Annotated in this window: 18 protein-coding genes; 7 read left to right on the top strand and 11 right to left on the bottom strand. The window is 40.6% G+C overall.

All coding sequences use genetic code 11. The features are described 5' to 3' along the window. Nucleotides 1-5: 5 nt before the first annotated feature. Nucleotides 6-854, bottom strand: coding sequence for an ABC transporter ATP-binding protein (locus HMPREF9448_RS01575; RefSeq protein ID WP_040295807.1), 849 nt, complete (start codon nucleotides 852-854; stop codon nucleotides 6-8). A 166-nt stretch (nucleotides 855-1,020) separates the two neighbouring features. Between HMPREF9448_RS01575 and HMPREF9448_RS01570 the strand changes: the two genes are divergently transcribed. The 3 genes from HMPREF9448_RS01570 (at nucleotide 1,021) to proS (ending at nucleotide 3,643) form a co-directional block, all read left to right on the top strand. Beyond that, nucleotides 1,021-1,338: a hypothetical protein gene (locus HMPREF9448_RS01570; RefSeq protein ID WP_008860823.1), complete on the top strand. Its 318-nt coding sequence runs from the start codon at nucleotides 1,021-1,023 to the stop codon at nucleotides 1,336-1,338. 10 nt (nucleotides 1,339-1,348) lie between these two features. Continuing rightward, nucleotides 1,349-2,044, top strand: a complete 696-nt coding sequence (locus HMPREF9448_RS01565; RefSeq protein ID WP_008860822.1) for an OmpA family protein — start codon at nucleotides 1,349-1,351, stop codon at nucleotides 2,042-2,044. A 117-nt stretch (nucleotides 2,045-2,161) separates the two neighbouring features. Further along, entirely contained in the window at nucleotides 2,162-3,643 is a 1,482-nt protein-coding gene (gene proS / locus HMPREF9448_RS01560; RefSeq protein ID WP_008860821.1) for a proline--tRNA ligase, read from the top strand. Between the two features lie 87 nt (nucleotides 3,644-3,730). Here the strand turns inward: proS and HMPREF9448_RS01555 are convergent, their stop codons facing one another. The 5 genes from HMPREF9448_RS01555 to HMPREF9448_RS01535 form a co-directional block, all read right to left on the bottom strand. Further along, nucleotides 3,731-4,327, bottom strand: coding sequence for a hypothetical protein (locus tag HMPREF9448_RS01555; RefSeq protein ID WP_008860820.1), 597 nt, complete (start codon nucleotides 4,325-4,327; stop codon nucleotides 3,731-3,733). 36 nt (nucleotides 4,328-4,363) lie between these two features. After that, entirely contained in the window at nucleotides 4,364-4,825 is a 462-nt protein-coding gene (locus HMPREF9448_RS01550) for a hypothetical protein (RefSeq protein ID WP_147401619.1), read from the bottom strand. A 384-nt stretch (nucleotides 4,826-5,209) separates the two neighbouring features. Next, nucleotides 5,210-6,400 carry a hypothetical protein gene (locus HMPREF9448_RS01545; RefSeq protein ID WP_008860818.1) on the bottom strand — a complete coding sequence of 397 codons (1,191 nt, stop codon included), beginning with the start codon at nucleotides 6,398-6,400 and terminating at the stop codon, nucleotides 5,210-5,212. A 91-nt stretch (nucleotides 6,401-6,491) separates the two neighbouring features. Beyond that, nucleotides 6,492-6,680, bottom strand: a complete 189-nt coding sequence (locus HMPREF9448_RS01540) for a hypothetical protein (RefSeq protein WP_008860817.1) — start codon at nucleotides 6,678-6,680, stop codon at nucleotides 6,492-6,494. A gap of 11 nt (nucleotides 6,681-6,691) precedes the next feature. Further along, complete coding sequence (locus HMPREF9448_RS01535; protein ID WP_008860816.1) at nucleotides 6,692-7,570, bottom strand: pirin family protein; 879 nt, start codon at nucleotides 7,568-7,570, stop codon at nucleotides 6,692-6,694. 236 nt (nucleotides 7,571-7,806) lie between these two features. On the opposite strand from HMPREF9448_RS01535, the gene HMPREF9448_RS01530 reads away from it, so the two are divergent. After that, a complete protein-coding gene (locus HMPREF9448_RS01530; protein WP_008860815.1) occupies nucleotides 7,807-9,162 on the top strand; it encodes an MFS transporter in 1,356 nt (451 codons plus the stop codon). Nucleotides 9,163-9,236: 74 nt separating this feature from the next. On the opposite strand, the gene gadC is transcribed toward HMPREF9448_RS01530, so the two are convergent. Then, nucleotides 9,237-10,751 carry a putative glutamine/gamma-aminobutyrate antiporter GadC gene (gene gadC / locus HMPREF9448_RS01525; RefSeq protein ID WP_008860814.1) on the bottom strand — a complete coding sequence of 505 codons (1,515 nt, stop codon included), beginning with the start codon at nucleotides 10,749-10,751 and terminating at the stop codon, nucleotides 9,237-9,239. A gap of 105 nt (nucleotides 10,752-10,856) precedes the next feature. On the opposite strand from gadC, the gene HMPREF9448_RS01520 reads away from it, so the two are divergent. After that, entirely contained in the window at nucleotides 10,857-11,567 is a 711-nt protein-coding gene (locus HMPREF9448_RS01520) for a potassium channel family protein (RefSeq protein ID WP_051008882.1), read from the top strand. 46 nt (nucleotides 11,568-11,613) lie between these two features. On the opposite strand, the gene HMPREF9448_RS01515 is transcribed toward HMPREF9448_RS01520, so the two are convergent. From HMPREF9448_RS01515 to HMPREF9448_RS01505, 3 genes are all read right to left on the bottom strand, one after another. Continuing rightward, on the bottom strand, nucleotides 11,614-12,933 hold the full coding sequence (locus HMPREF9448_RS01515; RefSeq protein ID WP_008860812.1) for an alpha-L-fucosidase: 1,320 nt from the start codon (nucleotides 12,931-12,933) through the stop codon (nucleotides 11,614-11,616). Nucleotides 12,934-13,051: 118 nt separating this feature from the next. Further along, the gene (gene glsA, locus HMPREF9448_RS01510) at nucleotides 13,052-14,014 is read right to left on the bottom strand and encodes a glutaminase A (RefSeq protein WP_008860811.1); all 963 of its coding nucleotides are present in this window, start codon (nucleotides 14,012-14,014) and stop codon (nucleotides 13,052-13,054) included. Nucleotides 14,015-14,018: 4 nt separating this feature from the next. Beyond that, nucleotides 14,019-15,461, bottom strand: coding sequence for a glutamate decarboxylase (locus HMPREF9448_RS01505; RefSeq protein WP_008860810.1), 1,443 nt, complete (start codon nucleotides 15,459-15,461; stop codon nucleotides 14,019-14,021). A gap of 204 nt (nucleotides 15,462-15,665) precedes the next feature. Between HMPREF9448_RS01505 and HMPREF9448_RS01500 the strand changes: the two genes are divergently transcribed. Both HMPREF9448_RS01500 and HMPREF9448_RS01495 read left to right on the top strand, forming a co-directional pair. Then, a complete protein-coding gene (locus HMPREF9448_RS01500; protein WP_008860809.1) occupies nucleotides 15,666-16,874 on the top strand; it encodes an MFS transporter in 1,209 nt (402 codons plus the stop codon). Then, nucleotides 16,871-17,803 carry a DMT family transporter gene (locus tag HMPREF9448_RS01495; protein ID WP_008860808.1) on the top strand — a complete coding sequence of 311 codons (933 nt, stop codon included), beginning with the start codon at nucleotides 16,871-16,873 and terminating at the stop codon, nucleotides 17,801-17,803. The genes HMPREF9448_RS01500 and HMPREF9448_RS01495 overlap by 4 nt, the downstream gene beginning before the upstream one ends. Here the strand turns inward: HMPREF9448_RS01495 and HMPREF9448_RS01490 are convergent. Continuing rightward, nucleotides 17,796-18,725, bottom strand: coding sequence for an EamA family transporter (locus tag HMPREF9448_RS01490; protein ID WP_008860807.1), 930 nt, complete (start codon nucleotides 18,723-18,725; stop codon nucleotides 17,796-17,798). The two genes, HMPREF9448_RS01495 and HMPREF9448_RS01490, sit on opposite strands and share 8 nt — an antisense overlap.

Below are 18,725 nucleotides of genomic sequence, written 5' to 3'. Positions count from 1 at the left end.
TCGTATTATTTTGCGGAGGAATTGAATATATTATGAATTACTTCGGGGTCACCTATTGTACAGTTGAAGAGCATTTCAATATCGATTAGCGACTCTTCATCGGTTTCATTGGGCAATATAGCACTATATCCCGCGATAGTCGATACTTTATAGAATGCACCGGCAATCTCACTTTCGTTGCCTCCTTTAATGAACCGAAGTCGAGAGCTTATCGTGTGGGTATCGGCATCGAGTAGTAGAAGTCCGTTGTCGAGTATGGTGATGTGATCGATCATGTTTTCTAAGTCGCGTACTTGATGGGTAGATATGACTATGCTTTTTTGCTCGTTCATACCCGATGCAATGACTTTACGGAATTGGCTTTTTGAAGGAATGTCCATACCGTTGGTCGGTTCGTCCATGAGTAATAAAGGTGTGTTTGTCGCAAGAGCGAAACTGACCAAATATTTTTTCTTTTGTCCCATAGAAGTTTTGGCTAGATTTTTTGTGTGTTCTAACTCAAAATCGGAAAGATATTGATTGAATTGATCGATGTTGAAGTTGGGATAAAACACACTGTTCCGACGGACATAATCGTCGATCGATATGGAAGGGAGATCGAATTCTTCGGGCACAAGGAAAATTTTCTCTAAGGTTTCGGGTAATCGGCGTTTTACTTCAATCCCATCGAACCGGATAGAACCTTTGTGAGGAAACATCAATCCGCACATCATGTAAAGAAGGGTCGATTTCCCGATCCCGTTCTTCCCTAAGAGCCCGTAAACCGAGCCGGGCTGTATAGTCAGGTTTATCCCATTGAAGATAGGGTTCCCTTTTTTGTGATAACTAAATTCAAGATTTTCAATTTGTAACATGGTGTTTACAATTTGTAGTGTTATACTGTTTATGTGTATTAGTTTAATAGTATACTGCAAATGTAGATAATATTTTTTTTATAGCAACAAAAAAACTTATTTTTTTTTCATCGATTTGCAAAAGACATTTTGGATTTGTACTTTTACCCAATAAAAAAATGAAGCTATGAGTCAGGAAGAAGATTTGTTTGCATACGACGAAGACGATGCTGTTCGATATATATTAAATGTATTGCCGCAAGAGTTGAAGGAAAAATATACCCATGACGATATTATCTATGTTACCGATGTTGTGTATGATTACTACGATCAAAAGGGGTTGTTCGACGAGCAGGCCGGAGAAGAAGTAGAACTTGATGAAGAGGACATTATTGCTTTTGCTTGTAAAAGCGCACATAAAGACGGGGTGAAAATAGAAGACGAGGATATGCCGTTTCTGGTTCGGGGAGAATTGGATTATGAAGAGTCTTTGGGCGTTTTTTGATTAGGGTTCTATGAGAAAAATCGTATTTATATTATTGGCGGTCGTTATATGTTTTTCCCCGGTAGGTGTTTCTTCACAGAATATTTTTCAGAAAGCTGCGAATAAAATATCTTCTTGGTTTTCGGGTGGGGAAAAGGAGCGAGCTTCCGATAAAACGGGACATATAGATATTACGCAGTTGACTCTCGATGAAAATCTTTCTATTCCAGATTTAGGTAAACAGGCTCGTAAGATACGGACTGCCCAATCTAGGGAAATGAAACGTTTGCAAAAAGCTCGGTTGTCCGATTTGAAGTTAATTCGCAATTATGAAGTTCTTAAAGCGACCTTATCGGCTTCGAATCTTTTTTTACCGAACGATACCGTGTTGAGCGATAGGGCCGACATTTATTTGCGACCTTTTTTGGCCGCTTTGCGAGTACCCGATTTCTATCATGTCATGTTGGTGATGCATAGTGACGATACGGGTTCGGAGGCTTATAGTCTTGATTTGACCCGAGCCCGTGCTCATGCTGTTCGCGATTGGTTTACGCGAAATGGAGGAAATACGGATTTTGTCGTTATTTATGAAGCCGGTGCGTTCGATCCGATTGCTTCGAATGAAACTTTGGAAGGACGGGCACGGAATCGTCGCCTCGATATATATTTGATTCCGGGAGAGAAAATGGTAGACATGGCTCGTCGGGGAGAATTGGATAAACGATAGCTCTCGTTGTTTCACAGGAATTTGTTTTTAACTTATCGGCTTTTTCTCTATTTTTGCACGAAAATGTAGAATAGAGGATATAAAAATTCTTGTGTAATAAATTAACAGCATAAAATAATGGCAAAAGAGTTGAAAGATTTGACCAAGCGTGCCGATAATTATTCTCAGTGGTACAACGACTTGGTTGTGAAAGCCGATTTAGCGGAGCAATCGGCAGTACGGGGGTGCATGGTAATAAAGCCCTATGGATATGCGATTTGGGAAAAAATGCAACGTCAGCTCGACGATATGTTTAAGGCGACAGGACATGTAAATGCTTATTTTCCGTTGTTGATACCCAAGTCGTTTTTGAGCCGGGAAGCCGAGCATGTCGAAGGATTTGCCAAAGAATGCGCCGTGGTTACACACTACCGGTTAAAAAATGCAGCCGACGGTTCGGGCGTGGTCGTAGACCCGTCTGCTAAATTGGAAGAGGAATTGATTATCCGTCCTACTTCTGAAACAATTATTTGGAATACTTATAAGAACTGGATACAATCCTATCGCGATTTACCTATTTTGTGTAATCAGTGGGCAAACGTGTTCCGTTGGGAAATGCGCACCCGCCTGTTTTTGCGCACTGCCGAATTTTTGTGGCAAGAGGGACACACGGCACATGCTACTCGTGAAGAAGCCGAAACCGAAGCTCGTCGAATGCTTGATGTTTATGCCGATTTTGCCGAGAATTTTATGGCTGTACCGGTAGTGAAAGGTGTCAAGTCGGCCAACGAGCGATTTGCAGGTGCTCTCGATACTTATACGATCGAGGCGATGATGCAAGATGGAAAAGCGTTGCAGTCGGGAACTTCTCATTTCTTGGGACAGAACTTTGCTAAGGCATTCGACGTTCAGTTTATCAATAAGAATAATGAACTCGAATACGTATGGGCTACCTCTTGGGGTGTTTCCACTCGTTTGATGGGTGCACTTATCATGACCCATTCCGATGATAACGGGTTGGTATTGCCACCGAAGTTGGCTCCTATACAGGTGGTTATTATTCCTATCTATAAGAATGCCGAGCAGTTGCAAGCTATCGATGCGAAGGCGAACGAAATTGCCGATAAGCTGCGAACTATGGGAATATCCGTAAAATATGACAATGCCGATAACAAGCGTCCGGGATTCAAGTTTGCCGATTATGAGTTAAAGGGAGTACCTGTACGTTTGGTTATGGGTGGCCGTGATCTCGAAAACGGAACTGTCGAGGTGATGCGCCGCGATACGTTGGAGAAGGAGACCATGTCTGTCGAGAATATAGAGCAGGTGGTAAAAACATTGCTCGACGAGATACAAGCTAATATTTTCCAAAAGGCTCTTAAATATCGTCAGGAACATACGATTACAGTTGACAGCTATGATGAGTTTAAAGAGAAAATCGAGGAAGGTGGCTTTATTCTCGCTCACTGGGACGGAACCACCGAAACGGAGGAACGTATTAAGGAAGAGACGAAAGCGACGATTCGCTGTATCCCGTTCGATGGCGATACGACTCCGGGTGTTTGCATGGTTACCGGAAAACCTTCGGCTCGTCGGGTTTTGTTCGCCCGTTCATATTAAGGGTCTTTATTTGGTAAATGTATAGAAAAGTAGACGACTGTTTGAATTTACTCAAACAGTCGTCTACTTTTTAACTTTCGTTGAGTTCTACCACTGGAATCCTATTTTAACTTGGAACTTATTTCTTGTCCATAGTTCATCTTCAAAAGTATTGTTATAATAGTCTTCACCGGTTAATCCTGTGCATTCATGGTGTATGAATCCTATACCCACGCAAAATTTCCATAGTCGTATTCCTATACTGGCATCGCAATAGAATCCGGAGTATTCGTCTATATTGTATGCATAACCGAGGGATAAACTGACGTATGGTTCTATCTTTTTAGCTACTGGATAGTATCCTTTTAAGTTGATGAATAAAGGTATATTGGAGGTCTCACATAGCCAATCTTTATATCTGTCGTGATAAAACCACAGGTCGCCGTATTCTATACCGATTCCCGCTCCGGCAAACAGGTATTTGTTAATACGTATGCCGTGAGTTGTCGTTAAAGAGAGGCAAATATCGTCACCTGCGTAACCTAAGTAGATGTCTCCTTGATAGCGGGGATATCCTTTTTCGGGAATTTTCTTTTCAGGAACGAATAATGTTTGAGTAGTAGTCGATTCTCCTTGAATGATTTGAGCCGAAGAAAACAGAGGGAGCCATATCAGACAGAATGAAAGGAAGAGTAATTTTTTCATGATGCAATGTATTATTCTGTGAGGGTGAAAGAATCGTTATTTTTTTATGGCGTCAGTATTTTTACTTTTGTTTCCGTAGTTGATAAAGTCGAGCATCCACAAGTCTTCCCGTGTAGCAGGACGTATTTTGCTATAACGAGCAGGGAATCCTTCGATGTTTACTTCGATATATTGGGCAGTCATACGGGTGTTCATCAAAGCACCGACAATGATGTCTGCGTCATGATGTTTTTGAAAGGCCGACAGTGCTAATGCTCTGGCATTTTGAAGGTCGACAGTACCGTCATGGTCGAATCGGAATGTAGTGTCGCATTTTGTTTGGCTTACTTCTAATTCGGCGATTTGGGGTGCAGTGATAACCTCGGATTGGGGATCGACCATACGTCCCTGAGAAGTTTTTTTCTCTGTGATTATTTTTCTGGTTGTTCCTTGTGCGGAAACATTGAGGACATTTGCGAGTAGGATGGTTCCTACCATCAAGTAAGATGTTTTTTTCATAAGGCTGAATTTAATGTTCGTTGCCCGCCAACTCCGATCGGGCATAATAAAAGAAGAAAACGCAGAGTTGTCCGCCTGTTCTGAACTTTAAATATGGCGAAGCGTTTTCGTCGAGTAATTTTTATCGCCCGGTAGCAACACTACTTGTTGTCATGAAAATGATGATACGGCGATATCGACCTGCAAATTAATAAAATTTAAATGAGAAAAAGATACGGATTATTTGTAATGTGTTGATTTTTAAATATTATATAAAGAATAGAGCACTTTGGAGTATACCTGTTTTTATAAAAAAAGTGAATGATATGCAAGTTTTTTTATTCATTTCAACAATATTCGTTTTTTGATACTGTTGCACCTTTGGCTTCTTTTTTCGGATAATATTTACAATGAAGAGATAAAGAAAGACGGTATGAGTGTAGTATTGTAGAGTATATCTCGATACATGGAATAATGAAAAGGAGTGTCGAATTCTTTCTTATTGCCGGTTTGTGCCCATTTTAGTATCACACCTTCTTTATCGAAATAGATAGAAATGATATGATTGGACAATATGACCGCTTTTACGCCATCTTTCAATGGTTTATGTTCAGCATCAAACCAAGTGACATTGAAGATGTTCACAAGCCCGGTAGGTTTTAAAATTGCTTTGATCATACCGGTTTCCCATTGATCTTGGAATCTTTGTGCTCCATTGACGTAAAGGAGCAGAATATACTGTTGAGTAGAAATTGCAGCGAGTTGATAATTCCCGCCTAATCGAATATTGTCCGAGGCAGAAACGGATTGTAGAGGTTCGTAAAAACCTTCAATTTCGTTTGTGCTTATATTCAAATATTCATATAATTTATCGGCTGTCAGAAAGACTTTTCGCTCTATATATTCAACCGGAGAAAGAGACCAGTTTTTCATTTTTATTTTCGCTCCGCTTCCTATATAGACTCCTGCCGAACTTCCGAAGAGTCTGTCGTCGTGGCAAATTCCTATGCGGCATTCCCGCTCTTTTCCGATGAATATTTCGTATCCTCCGTTAACGGGAACAACGTGTATGCGGTTGTAATCTGTTTCGGGATTGATATATGGGGAAGACAATGTATTCCACGGCGCATGGAAGATTGTATCTCCCTCGGCAACAGTGATGATGCTGTATTGTAATTCGGGAATATGGTAGCCGTATGGATCCGGGTTGCCGGCTCGGAGAAGCAATGCGTGGAAATTTGAAGAGTTGCCATATCCCCATACCACTCCCCATACAGTTTTTTCTACATATCCGGCTTTTGTGATTGTCCCTGTTTGGTTTTGCCGATATACCGGATATTTTTTGTTTTCCCGATTATTTCGATTGGCAATGTCCAACGATAAAGAAGGACGAAACCCTTCTCCCGGGTGTATATCGGTTTCGGTTACGTTGACGATATCTTTTTCGGCTTGATAATTGTAATCGGATAGAATACTGTCTTGGAAAATTGCCTGACGAAAGTTGTCTTTACCTGTGTACCATGTTTGGGCAATGCATTGTCCAATAGAGAATACGCATAAAAAGGTTATGAGGAGCAGACGTGTATTCATACTCATACGATTTGAGGATTATAGATAAAATCTGTCTGTTTCCTCAAAGGTATGAAAATAACTGTAAAATTATCGGGAAAGAGAAAAATTTATCTTTCTATTTGTTTTTCTCTTGCGGATCATTGTACAAAGGAGACGAGTTGGCATTGTTGTTCATGATTTTAGTCCAATCTTTGACCATTTTTTTACTCGTTTTGCAATCGTCGGCTATATTGATAGCTACACCAGAGTAAATAGACGACTCGTCGTTTTTTTTCTTTGTACTCTTTTTCTTTACTTTTGCCATAGTTGATATTTTTAGTCGTTCAATATACCATATTTACCCTTGTTGAAATCTTCGAAGGCTTGAACCAATTCTTTTTGTGTGTTCATTACGAATGGCCCGTATGCTGCGATAGATTCTTTTAAGGGCTCTCCTGAAACTATTAATACAACGCTATTTTTCGATGCAGTGATTGAGAATGTTTCTCCTTCGTATGCAAATAGCAATAAATGGTCTGCTTTTACATCGATAGATTCATTTATATAGATGTTCCCTTCGATGACTAATAAAAAGGTTGTATAATCTTTGGGGAAGGAAAATTCGGCTTTATCACCTTGTGTGAGTCGGGCATTCATTAAATGAATCGGAGAGAATGTCATTGCCTTTCCTTTTTTCCCTGCATATTCTCCGGCGATTATTTCTATATAGCTATTATTCCCCGATAGATAGACTCGTTCGAAATCATTGGACGCTAAGGCTTGATAACGAGGCTTCTCTTCTTTGTACTTCCGTGGCAGGTTTACCCATAGTTGTACCATTTGAAAATCACCTCCTTCCCGAGCCCATTCTTCTTCGTAATATTCCTTATGGAGGACTCCCGAAGCCGCTGTCATCCATTGAACATCACCTTCACCGATAACTCCTGCATTTCCGGCGCTATCGTGGTGGGCGATCCGGCCTTTGTAGGCTAAGGTTACGGTTTCGAATCCCCTATGAGGGTGAACTCCTACACCTTTGGGTTTCGAACTTGCTTCGACATGCTGTTTGGCATTGTAGTCGAGCATCAGGAATGGGTCCATACGCTTCATGTCCAGCCCCTTTACACTAGGAATGAATTGGTGTACTTTGAATCCGTCGCCGACCATGTGAGATGCCGGTGGGGTAAATATTGCTTCTATACGTTTTAATTTCATGATTACTGTTTTGAATAATAACAAATATGTAGTGATGAAAGTTCTTTGTGGGTGAAAAGTATAAAGGGGAAATTATATGTTTACATTACTGTTTCTCTACCTTTCGGGAATGTGAGTATATTAATAGGTAAAAAATATTTTTATAGTTCATTTTTTCATTACATTTGCATACGAAACGAAACAAAAACAATATAGAACGAAACACGCGATTAAATCTAATTCAAAAATAAAGAAAGATGCTAAAAAAAATTATTGACTTTTATCGGGCTTTACCTCCGGCAGAAAGGCCCGTGTCATTAACTGATGAAGAGGCTGTGAAGCTGACAAAGAAATTGAGACTACAAAGTTTTTTTGCCGGGACATTGGGGTATAGTCTTTATTATGTTTGCCGTACGGGATTAAACGTGGTAAAGACACCTATCGTCGAAAGTGGAATGTTGAATGATCAACAATTGGGTATTGTCGGTTCGGCTCTCCTTTTTGCGTATGCTATTGGAAAATTTGTCAATAGTTTTATGGCCGACCACTCTAATATTAAGCGATTTATGGCAACCGGACTAATTGTCTCATCGGTCGCTAACCTTATTGTAGGATTATTGGGTATGACGAGTGGGTTAGTCGGGCTATCGTCTATGGCGTTTTTTGTCTGCTTTTTTATTATGTGGGCGATAAACGGTTGGTCTCAATCGATGGGGGCTGGTCCTGCCATTATTGCATTATCTCGCTGGTTTCCGCCGAAAGAGCGAGGAACTTATTATGGATTTTTCAGTGCTAGTCATAATTTAGGAGAGTTTTTATCTTTTATATTCGTTGGGTCTGTCGTAGGTTGGCTCGGGTGGCAAGCCGGTTTTGTCGGTTCTTTTATAGCAGGTGCAATAGGAGTCGTTATTATTATTTTCTTTTTACATGATAGTCCGGAAAGTAGAGGGCTTCCTCATGTAGGAAATCCGCCGAAAGAATCGACCAATAAGGCTCAGAAAGGAGTATTGAAGAATCCGTACGTCTGGATTTTGGCATTGGCCAGTGCGTTTATGTATGTTAGCCGATATGCGGTGAACAGTTGGGGAGTACGTTTCTTGGAGATGGAAAAAGGGTATTCGTTGGAATTGGCAACTACGGTGATTGGTATAAATGCTCTGTTAGGAATATTCGGAACTGTGCTTTCTGGCTGGTTTTCCGATAAATTTTTCAAGGGGAAAAGAAATATGCCGGCTTTTATTTTCGGTGTGCTCAATACGATTGCATTGACCTTATTCCTGTTGGGAGGAGATAGCCTTGTACTCAATGTGATAAGTATGATTCTTTTCGGTATTGCTATCGGGGTGCTGATTTGTTTCTTGGGAGGGTTGATGGCTGTCGATATTGTTCCTCGTAATGCGACCGGTGCGGCATTGGGTGTCGTTGGTATGGCGAGTTATATTGCAGCCGGTTTACAAGATGTGATATCGGGTACACTAATAGAGAATTTTAAGGTTGTATCCGACGGTGTTGTGACGTATGATTTTTTACCGGTTTCTATTTTCTGGATAGGGGCTTCGATTTTATCATTCGTTTTAGCTTTGTTCGTATGGAATGTTAAGCCGGCGGAGTAATTATATTTTACTATCGACAAAAAAAAGCTGACACGTAAAATCGTGTCAGCTTTTTTGTTTGTATTTGTATGAGATTATTTACCGGGAGAGGTTTCATTCGATTCATTTGCCGGGCTTGAAGTTGGTGTGTTCGGTGTGGTTTCTTCCCAATGGAATGGTTCGAATTGGCTGTCGCTGTTTGTCCAACTGGGTTTGCGAGATGAATAAATAATAAATGGCGCGATAACGACTATCAGGGCTCCTATAATGAGAACAGAAAACCATACGGCATTACTGCCGACCGATATTTGACTAGGAGGAATAAAACTTAGAACGAAGGCAAGAAGCGAACCGCAGAATCCCAATCCTCCTATGAACCACATTAATCCGTTTCCTTTGTTTCCTATTCGGAATGGGCGATTGGTTTTTTTCATATTGTATCGTAGATAAATTGCGGCAGAGAACATTAACATATACATAATCAGATAAAGAACTACCGTTAACTGAGACATGATTTGGTAAAAACTTTGTACCGAAGGCATAATAACGAATAATAGACTTAATAATGTAACTGCACCTCCTTGTAAATAAAGAATATTTTTCTGTACTCCTATTTTATTGGTTTTTTGGAAAAAAGGAGGAAGGTATCCGGCACGGCCTACTGCGAAGATTCCTTTTGACGGACCGGCTACCCAAGTCAGTACTCCGGCTAAAACACCGAATGCAAGAGCTATGGCTATTATGGGGGATAACCAAGACGCTTTAATAAAGTTGAAATAGTTGTCGAATCCGACTAAAAGACTTTGTGTTAGGTTGATATCTTTTTGAGGAATAATGATCCCGAGGGCGAATGTACCTAAAACAAAGATTAGGACTGTAATGGCGGAGCCTATGAAAACGGCTTTGGGATAATTTTTAGACGGATTATTTATATCTTTTACGTGTATACCGCCCATCTCCATTCCGGCATAGAATAAGAAGATACTGGCGGCTAAAACGAGATTGTCGAAATTGGTGAAATCGGGGAGGAAGTTGCCTGAAAAATCCATTTGGGATTTACCTCCCATTAGTAGATATACAATTGCCAAAATGACTAAAAGTCCGGCGGGAATGATTGTACCGACCAAACCGCCTATTTTGGCGACTTTTCCTACCCAGCCTAAACCTTTCAATGAGATGAATGTCGCTAGCCAATAAATGAATAGTACGACCGCTAATGTGTAGAAACGGTTGGAAGCCAATAACATGTCCCCTGTATGATCCATGCCTATAAATGCTATGGCGACAGCTCCAAAGGTTAGTACGGTAGGATACCAAATAGTACTTTCTATCCATTGTAACCAAATGGCAAGGAATCCGGCTTTTTTACCGAATGCTTCTCCTACCCAACGAAAGACTCCGCCTTGCTTGTCTTGAAACATGGCAGCCAGTTCGGCTGCGACTAGCGCCGTAGGAATGAGGAATACTAAGGCTGCGAATAGATAATAGAACGCTGAACTGACTCCATATTCAGCTTCGGCAGGTAGTCCCCGGAGGGATACGACAGCCGTTACATTCATAATTGCAAGCGTAAATACGCCTAATTTTACTGATTTTCCGATGTTTGCCATATTTGTTGATATTAAGTTTACTAATAGGAGCATCTACATTCGTGTAGATAAACAAACGTCGGTCGCTTGTTGTTTTATCGTCGCATAATTTATGAGGAAAGAAAAATGGGAAAAAATATAATCGGGGGGTGGAGAAATTATGAGTCGAGAATTTATGGCATATTGCACATATTGATTTTATTGTTATCGGTTTTTCTGATTATAACCATATCGATAGATACATTTCGTAACATATCTTTCTTGAATCAAGGGAATTATATGGAAATACAATTATGGATATGCAGTTTCTTTATGTTCGATTTTTTGTTGGAATTTGTTTTATCCGATCATAAATGGAAATATCTTAGAAACCGATTTATCTTTTTTCTCGTATCGATACCTTATTTGAATATATTTTCCTATTTGAATTTAAATTTTTCTTCCGAGACTTATTATTTTCTTCGGTTTATTCCGTTAGTGAGAAGCGGATATGCTTTGGCTATCGTGGTAGGGTGGTTATCCTATAATAAAATATCGAGCTTGTTTATTTCGTATGTTACCATGCTTATGGCGACAGTTTACTTTTCGAGTCTTATATTTTTTGTTTTAGAACATGCGGTTAATCCAATGGTTACTCGGTATACCGATGCTTTGTGGTGGGCTTTTATGGACGTGACGACAGTAGGTTCGAACATCTATGCCGTTACCGCTACCGGAAAGATTCTTTCGGTCGTTTTGGCTGCATTGGGTATGATGATGTTCCCTATTTTTACGGTCTATGTGACGAGCCTATTGCAAAAATTCAATGCACAAGATAAGGAGACACAAAAACCGTAGGCCGGCAGGTATCGGTTTTAGCATCGTCCTTTTCGTTGATTTTGTACTATTTTAGTACGAGCTCTACGATGTAGTCGATTTCGTCCGGTATTTGGGGAAATTTCAATAATGTACCGTCTTTATCTTGTTTGAATTCGATGGGAGCTTGATTGGAAAATTTCATTGCCTTTTTTATTGGGACTTTCAGTGGTATATAGAGTCCATTTTCTTTCAAGTCCAAAATATGGATAAAGAGGCGATTCCCTTTTCGGGTGGATACTCCCCAGCTATGTGGGGGAATATCGCCACCTCTGCTGTCGTAAATGGTTTCGCCGTATTTCGATAGCCACTTACCCATACCATTTAAACGGTCTATCGCCAAAGCCGGGAGCTCTCCATTGGGCTGCGGACCTATATTTAATAACAAGTTAGCGTTTCGTCCGGCCGTGCGAACGAGATAATGGATCAGAGCCTTAGTAGATTTGTAATTTTGGTCGGTGATTTTATACCCCCACATACCATTCATAGTTTGACAGGTCTCTAATGGGAGGGCGCTTATTGCCTGAGTAGAATAGCCTGCTGTGTTTTCACCGGGGACGTCTCTTTCGAAGATTTGTATATCTTCTCCTGCATATACGTCTCGGTGGTGATTATTCCCAATGAGGCATGCCGGTTGTAGCTTGTGTATCAAATCATATTGCTCTTTTAGTTGCCAATCGAAATCGGAGGGACGGTCCCATACTCCGTCGAACCATATAGCTCCGATCGGCCCGTAATTGGTTAGTAGCTCTGTCAGCTGGTTATTCATGAACCGATAATAACTGGGCCAATCTCCGTGTCCATTGGGACGACCGGTTCCTTTTCCGGTATTGCCTCCGGCCGGGTAATCTTCTCTACGCCAGTCTATATGAGAATAATACAAATGGAGCTTAATGTCTTGTTTATGGCATTCGTCGGCCAATTCTTTTAAAATATCGCGTTTAAAAGGTGTCGCATCTACGATATTAAAGTCGGACTGTTGGGTGTGAAACATAGAAAATCCATCATGGTGTCGGCTGGTAATACAAATGTATTTTGCCCCTGATGCCTTGATTGCCGATACCCATTCGGCTGCGTTAAACCGTGACGGATAAAATCCTGATGCTAATTTTTCATATTCTCGCCAGTCGATGTTGTGATTGGTCATGTACCATTCTCCTTGTGCCAACATGCTGTAAATGCCCCAGTGTATGAAGATTCCGAATTTGTTGTTTTGAAATTCTTTTCGAGCTTCGATATTCTTTTGCGATGGTATATAACTGTCGATTGTCTGTGCGAATGAAATATTCCAAGATAAAAGAGAGGTAGTAATGGCTAAACCTATTTTTTGGATCATTTTGTTTTTCATGTTATGTGAATTTTCGGTAAAGATATGGATAATATGGAAAAAATATTGAACAAAGATAGCAAAAAGAAACCCAAATAGTTTACTCTATCTGGGTTTCTTTTTGCTATGAAAGATGTTTTTACTGGACATTAACCTGATCGCCACTGAATACCGACAGGTCGAGTTTATTCATAATATGTTTGATTGCCAGTTGAGCCTTAACCGAGTTGCCTGCTGCATCGATAGGGGGTGCAAAGGCTGCAATACCCATGATTCCGGGAAGAACTCCCATGACACCTCCGCCTACTCCGGTTTTTGCAGGGATTCCTGAAGTGAAGAGCCAGTCTCCGGTGTGTTCGTAAAATCCTACTGTCGCTATCAGCGATGTAATTTGAGGAGACAGCGAGGCATCGAATACTCTTGCTCCGTTTTTTGGATTGACTCCTTTATTGGCTATGGTCGCACCGCATACAGAAAGCTGTTCTGCCGTGATTCCCAAAGAGCATTGACGAGTATAGAGGTCGAGCGACAGATCGGGATCGTCATAAATACGGTTGTAGTTTTTCAATAACCATGTAATTGAGCGGTTGTTGAAATTTGTAGCCGATTCGGAGCGATACAATTCATCTATCAATTCGGGAGCACTTCCCGAAAGTTCAGTGATATTTTTCACTATCGCAGCCCATTTTTCTTTTGGATTACCAACTGGTTGAACCATACTGCATGCGGTGATAGCTCCGGCATTAACCAATGGGGTCGAGGGGTGATCGTTTTCCAACAAAATAGCGATTATCGAATTGAACGGTAATCCTGTCGCATCGGCTCCAATCATGGAAAGGAGCTTTTCTGCGCCATATTGGCGTAATACCAATATGGCGGTGTGCACCTTAGAAACCGACTCTATACCGAATTTATATTGAGTATCTCCGACTTCGATAATTTGTCCGTCCAGTAGACATACGCTGATACCGAACAAGTTTTTGTCGATGTTGGCAAGATAGGGAATATAGTCGGCATTCTTACCGTCTTGGTTATTTTTATAGAGATCGTACGCTTCGTTGACCGCTTGTTTGATTTGGGAAACCGAAATAGTTTTTTTCATATTCCTATTTTTTTGTTTTATGGCGGTTCCCCGTATGGGTAAATACCGAACCTTTCACTTCAATATTTTTGTCTTGTGCGATACGAGTATTGGTCGGGTATTCCAATTTTTCGAGAGACGCGACGGCATCGCGAATATCGTTTAGCAACATGTCGGCCATATCCCTGCTGAACCCTTGACGTACGACGATACGCATGACTACATAGTTTTGAATATTTTCGGGTAGAGTATATGCCGGAACCATCCAGCCGCCTTGTTTCAATTTGTCTTGCAAGTCATATAGAGTCCATTTTGCCGTTTTTGCGTAATCGGGCTTCATATACCAGATGAACAATGGGTTTTCAACATGATCGCTGTAATTGACAAATGGAGCCATTTTACCGATTTCGTCGTGGAGGTATTGGGTTATTTGCATACTATTGTATTGGACGGCTTTGTATCCTTGAAATCCCAATCGAATAAATTGGTAATATTGTCCCAATATTTGAGCTGCCGGGCGTGAGAAATTGAGCCCTACTTGTGTGATATTCGCTCCTAAATAGTTTACACTGAATGACATTTCGTCGGGGAGGTATTTTTTGTCTTTCCAAACGACCCAGCCCAGACCGGGGTATACCAATCCGAATTTGTGCCCTGATGTACTGATTGATAGAACCCATTTTAATCTGAAATCCCATTTTTTGTGTGGATCGAGGAAAGGTAATATAAATCCACCGGAAGCTGCATCTACGTGGATAGGAATGTCATATCCTGTTTTTTTGTTGAATTCGTCGAGGGCTTTGTCGAGAGCTTCGACGTCATCGTTCAATCCAGTCCAAGTTACGCCCTCGATAGGAACGATGCAAATTGTATTTTCATCACACATCTTTAAAGCTTCTACCGGGTCGAGGGTCGTTTTTTCGAGGGTCAGGGGTACTTCTCGCATCTCGATTTGCCAAAGTTGTGCAAACTTTTCCCAAACGACTTGAAATCCCGAAGAGATAACAAAATTGGGTTTATCGGTAGGCTTCCCTTCTGCCTGACGTTTCTTACGCCAACGTAGCCATGCTGCGACACCGCCGAGCATACAGGCTTCGGAAGAACCTATGGCCAAAGCTCCGCTTTTCCATTTTTCCTCTTCGGGAGAGTTCCAAAGGTTAGCCATGATATTTATACATTTGGCATTCATGACAGCGATACGCGGATATTCTGTTTCATCGATATAGTTGATGTTGATCGCTTCATTCATCAATTTGGTTGCGTAGTCGTCCATGTAGGTGGTTACGAATGTAGCCAGATTTAATCGAGGTTGTGTTTGAGCGAATGTTTCGTCTTTAACCATTTGGTATGCGATCTCTGGTGTTGTAGGTGCATCGGGAATACGATCTACCGGTGATGGTTTCAACATTTCGTTGGACCCGAAGATACTTGTCTTGGCATCTCCTTCTCTGAAATTCAAATCTTTCATTGTATAAAATTTTATGAGTTAGAACTATAAAGCCGGATTATTTTGTACGGCTCTTCGATAAAACAACAGCCTTGTAAGGTGAAAGTTTGACCGATTTGTCTATTCATACACAATTTGGCACTTATTAAAATATTAGAATAGTACCGGTAAACATTCGAAGGTGATTATTGTTTTTGAAAATGCAAGCATAAAAAAGATGTGATTATGAAAATAGAAACTGGACAAGGGACTATACCTTTGATTACGCTTTTGGGAATATGGTCTATTTCAGCTTTAAATGCATTACCGGGTCTAGCTGTTTCCCCTATTTTGGGACAGATGTCTACAATATTTCCGCATTCTTCGGAGTTCGACATACAACTGTTATCTTCACTACCTTCGCTATTGACTATACCTTTCATCTTGTTATCCGGGAAGTTGACCGAACGTATTAATAACATCGTCTTGTTACAAGTTGGATTAATTATTTTTGCATTAAGTGGTTTGCTATATATGCTTTCTTCCCGAATGTGGCAGTTAATAGCGGTGAGTGCGTTGTTGGGTATTGGCTCGGGTATGATAGTTCCGTTGTCGACGGGTTTGATTTCTCGCCATTTTATAGGTCGATATCGTACTCGACAGTTTGGTTTGAGTTCTGCGATTACAAATATAACGTTAGTGACGGCGACTGTATTGACTGGATATTTGGCAGAGATTAATTGGCACTTGCCTTTTATTGTTTATTTTTTCCCTGTGGTATCGTTCTTTTTGTCTTTTTATTTGAAACGAGATACTATATCGGTAGCCCCAGTAAAGGTGACTGTATCGGGTAAAATAGAAGTGAAGAGGTTGGTTTCTCTCATGTTGTTTTATGGCCTGGTAACTTATTTAGCTGTTATCGTTAGCTTCAATTTACCATTTTTGATGAAGGAATATCATTTCGACACGGGATCCTCGGGAATTATTATTTCTTTGTTTTATTTAGCTATTATGGCTCCCGGTTTCATATTGAATCGAGTGTTATCGATTTTTGGGTCGTTTACAAAATGTGTGAGTCTATTGTGTATGGCAGGAGGTATGGTTCTGATATTGTTGTCGGGCAATGAATGGATATTGGGACTTGGAGCCATATTTATCGGGTTCGGGTATGGGGTGATGCAACCTGTTATTTATGATCAGACAACGAGAGTAGCTACACCCGATAAAGTGACTTTGGCTCTCGCATTTGTCATGTCTATGAATTATTTGGCTATCTTACTTTGTCCTACGATTATCGATACATTACAATCTCTATTCCATATTCATACTCAGCAGTTTGCATTTATATTTAATTTGGTTATAACACTACTTGTCGTTTTAGGGGCATATTATCTTCGCCATACGTTTTTGTTTAATGATAGTTGTGATAGTGATAAATCTCTGGAAAAGTTATGACAAATAAAATTCAGGAAGCCAATTTGGCTATGGTCGTTTCAAAAACGTTTAGCGGATTAAACGTAAATGCGTTACGATATTTGTTGCCTTTGTGGATCGCCCCGCTAACCGGTGTGACTTTTCGTTGTGTTTTTGCAGCCGTGGCTTTTTGGATCATAGGGTATTGGGCAAAACCGGAGACGGCTTCGGTAAAAGATAAAATTTATCTGTTTTTGTTGGGGGCTGTCGGCATTTATGGTTATATGTTTTCCTATTTAATGGGACTTAGTAAAACGACTCCGGTATCGGCGGCTATTTTTACTTCTATGCAGCCCATTTGGGTTTTTATTTTGTCGGTTTTCTTTTTTAATGAGAAAGCGACTGTGATGAAAATTGTCGGTATTTTAGTAGGATTAGGTGGGGCTCTACTCTGTATTTCAACACAAAAGAGCGATGATTTGGCTTCGGATGCTTTTTCCGGTAATCTTTTTTGTTTGGTGAGTTCTGTGATTTATGCCGTATATCTGATATTGAGTAATCGGTTTTTGAAACGAACAGGCCCTTATACACTTATGCGTTATACGTTTTCAGGAGCGGCTGTATCGAGTCTTATCGTTATGGCTTTTGTTGGATATGAAGCGTCTTTAACTACACCTCCGCTACATTTTTGGCCTATTGCCTTATTGCTGTTTGTATTGATATTTCCAACTGTTATCAGTTATTTACTAATACCGACAGGTCTCAAATATCTGAGTACGACAGTCGTGGCTATATATGGGTATTTAATTTTGGTCGTCGCTTCGATTGTTTCATTTCTGGTAGGACAGGATAGATTCTCTTGGGAACAGTTGGGTGCTATGCTTCTTATTTGTGTGGGTGTTTATTGGGTAGAGATAGCTGAAAACAACGGTCGTGAGAGAAAACGGCCCCATTCGCCATCTATCACTTGACTCTTGATTTATGCAGTAGTTTGGGGATAAGTTGCAGACCCTTTTTTATTTCGTGGGGATTACGAGCTATGATAACAGTGGTTACAGCGATGAGTATGATACAAATACCGATACTTTGTATGAAGTTACAACTTTCATCCAGAAATAATACACCCATAATGACTGCTGTTAAAGGTTCCATGCAACCCAATACTGCCGTTGTCGTCGAACCGACATGCTGGACGGCAAGAATAAGGGTTAGATCAGATATAAGTGTAGGCACTAAGGCTAGAAGAATAAGATCAACGCCGATTTCCCAAGAGGGTATGGGAGTAAGCATTTCCCGATTTACGATTAAGTTCAACAAGAAAATGAATGCACCCGATAGTAAAACGTAGAACGTGAGTTTTAAACCGTCCATATCGCTTACGCTCGATTTGTTTATTCCGACGATATAAGAGGCATAGGTCAATACGGTTGTGAGAGCTAATGCCAATCCTGTGGAATTAAGTGTACCGCCTTCGCTTCCGCTTAATAAGTAGACACCGCCGATAGCCATTATTGTTGCAATGATGATGGAGACGGAAACTTTGTCTTTGAAAAAAGTAACCATCAGTAAGGTTACGAGTACAGGATAAAGGAAGTGTAGGGTAGTAGCCAATCCGCTAGGAATGTACAGATATGATTTTGTCAGAAGAAGGGAAGTGGCCGCATATAAAAACGCCAACCCGAAAATGATGAGGGCTTGTTTCCCTGAGATTTTGAAGTTCGTTTTTCGTATACAGAGTATAATGCCGAGCAAGATTGAGGAAAATAGGAATCGATAAAATACTACTGAGTTGAGGGGGATACCGGCTTGTAAAGCAGGTATGGCAAATAGGGGTACAAGCCCGAATGTCGATGAAGAAATGATAGCGTAGAAGAGTCCTTTGGGGGAGTTCAT

This window comes from Barnesiella intestinihominis YIT 11860 (assembly GCF_000296465.1).
GTDB lineage: Bacteria > Bacteroidota > Bacteroidia > Bacteroidales > Barnesiellaceae > Barnesiella > Barnesiella intestinihominis.
This window is presented reverse-complemented; position numbering and strand designations above follow the sequence as displayed.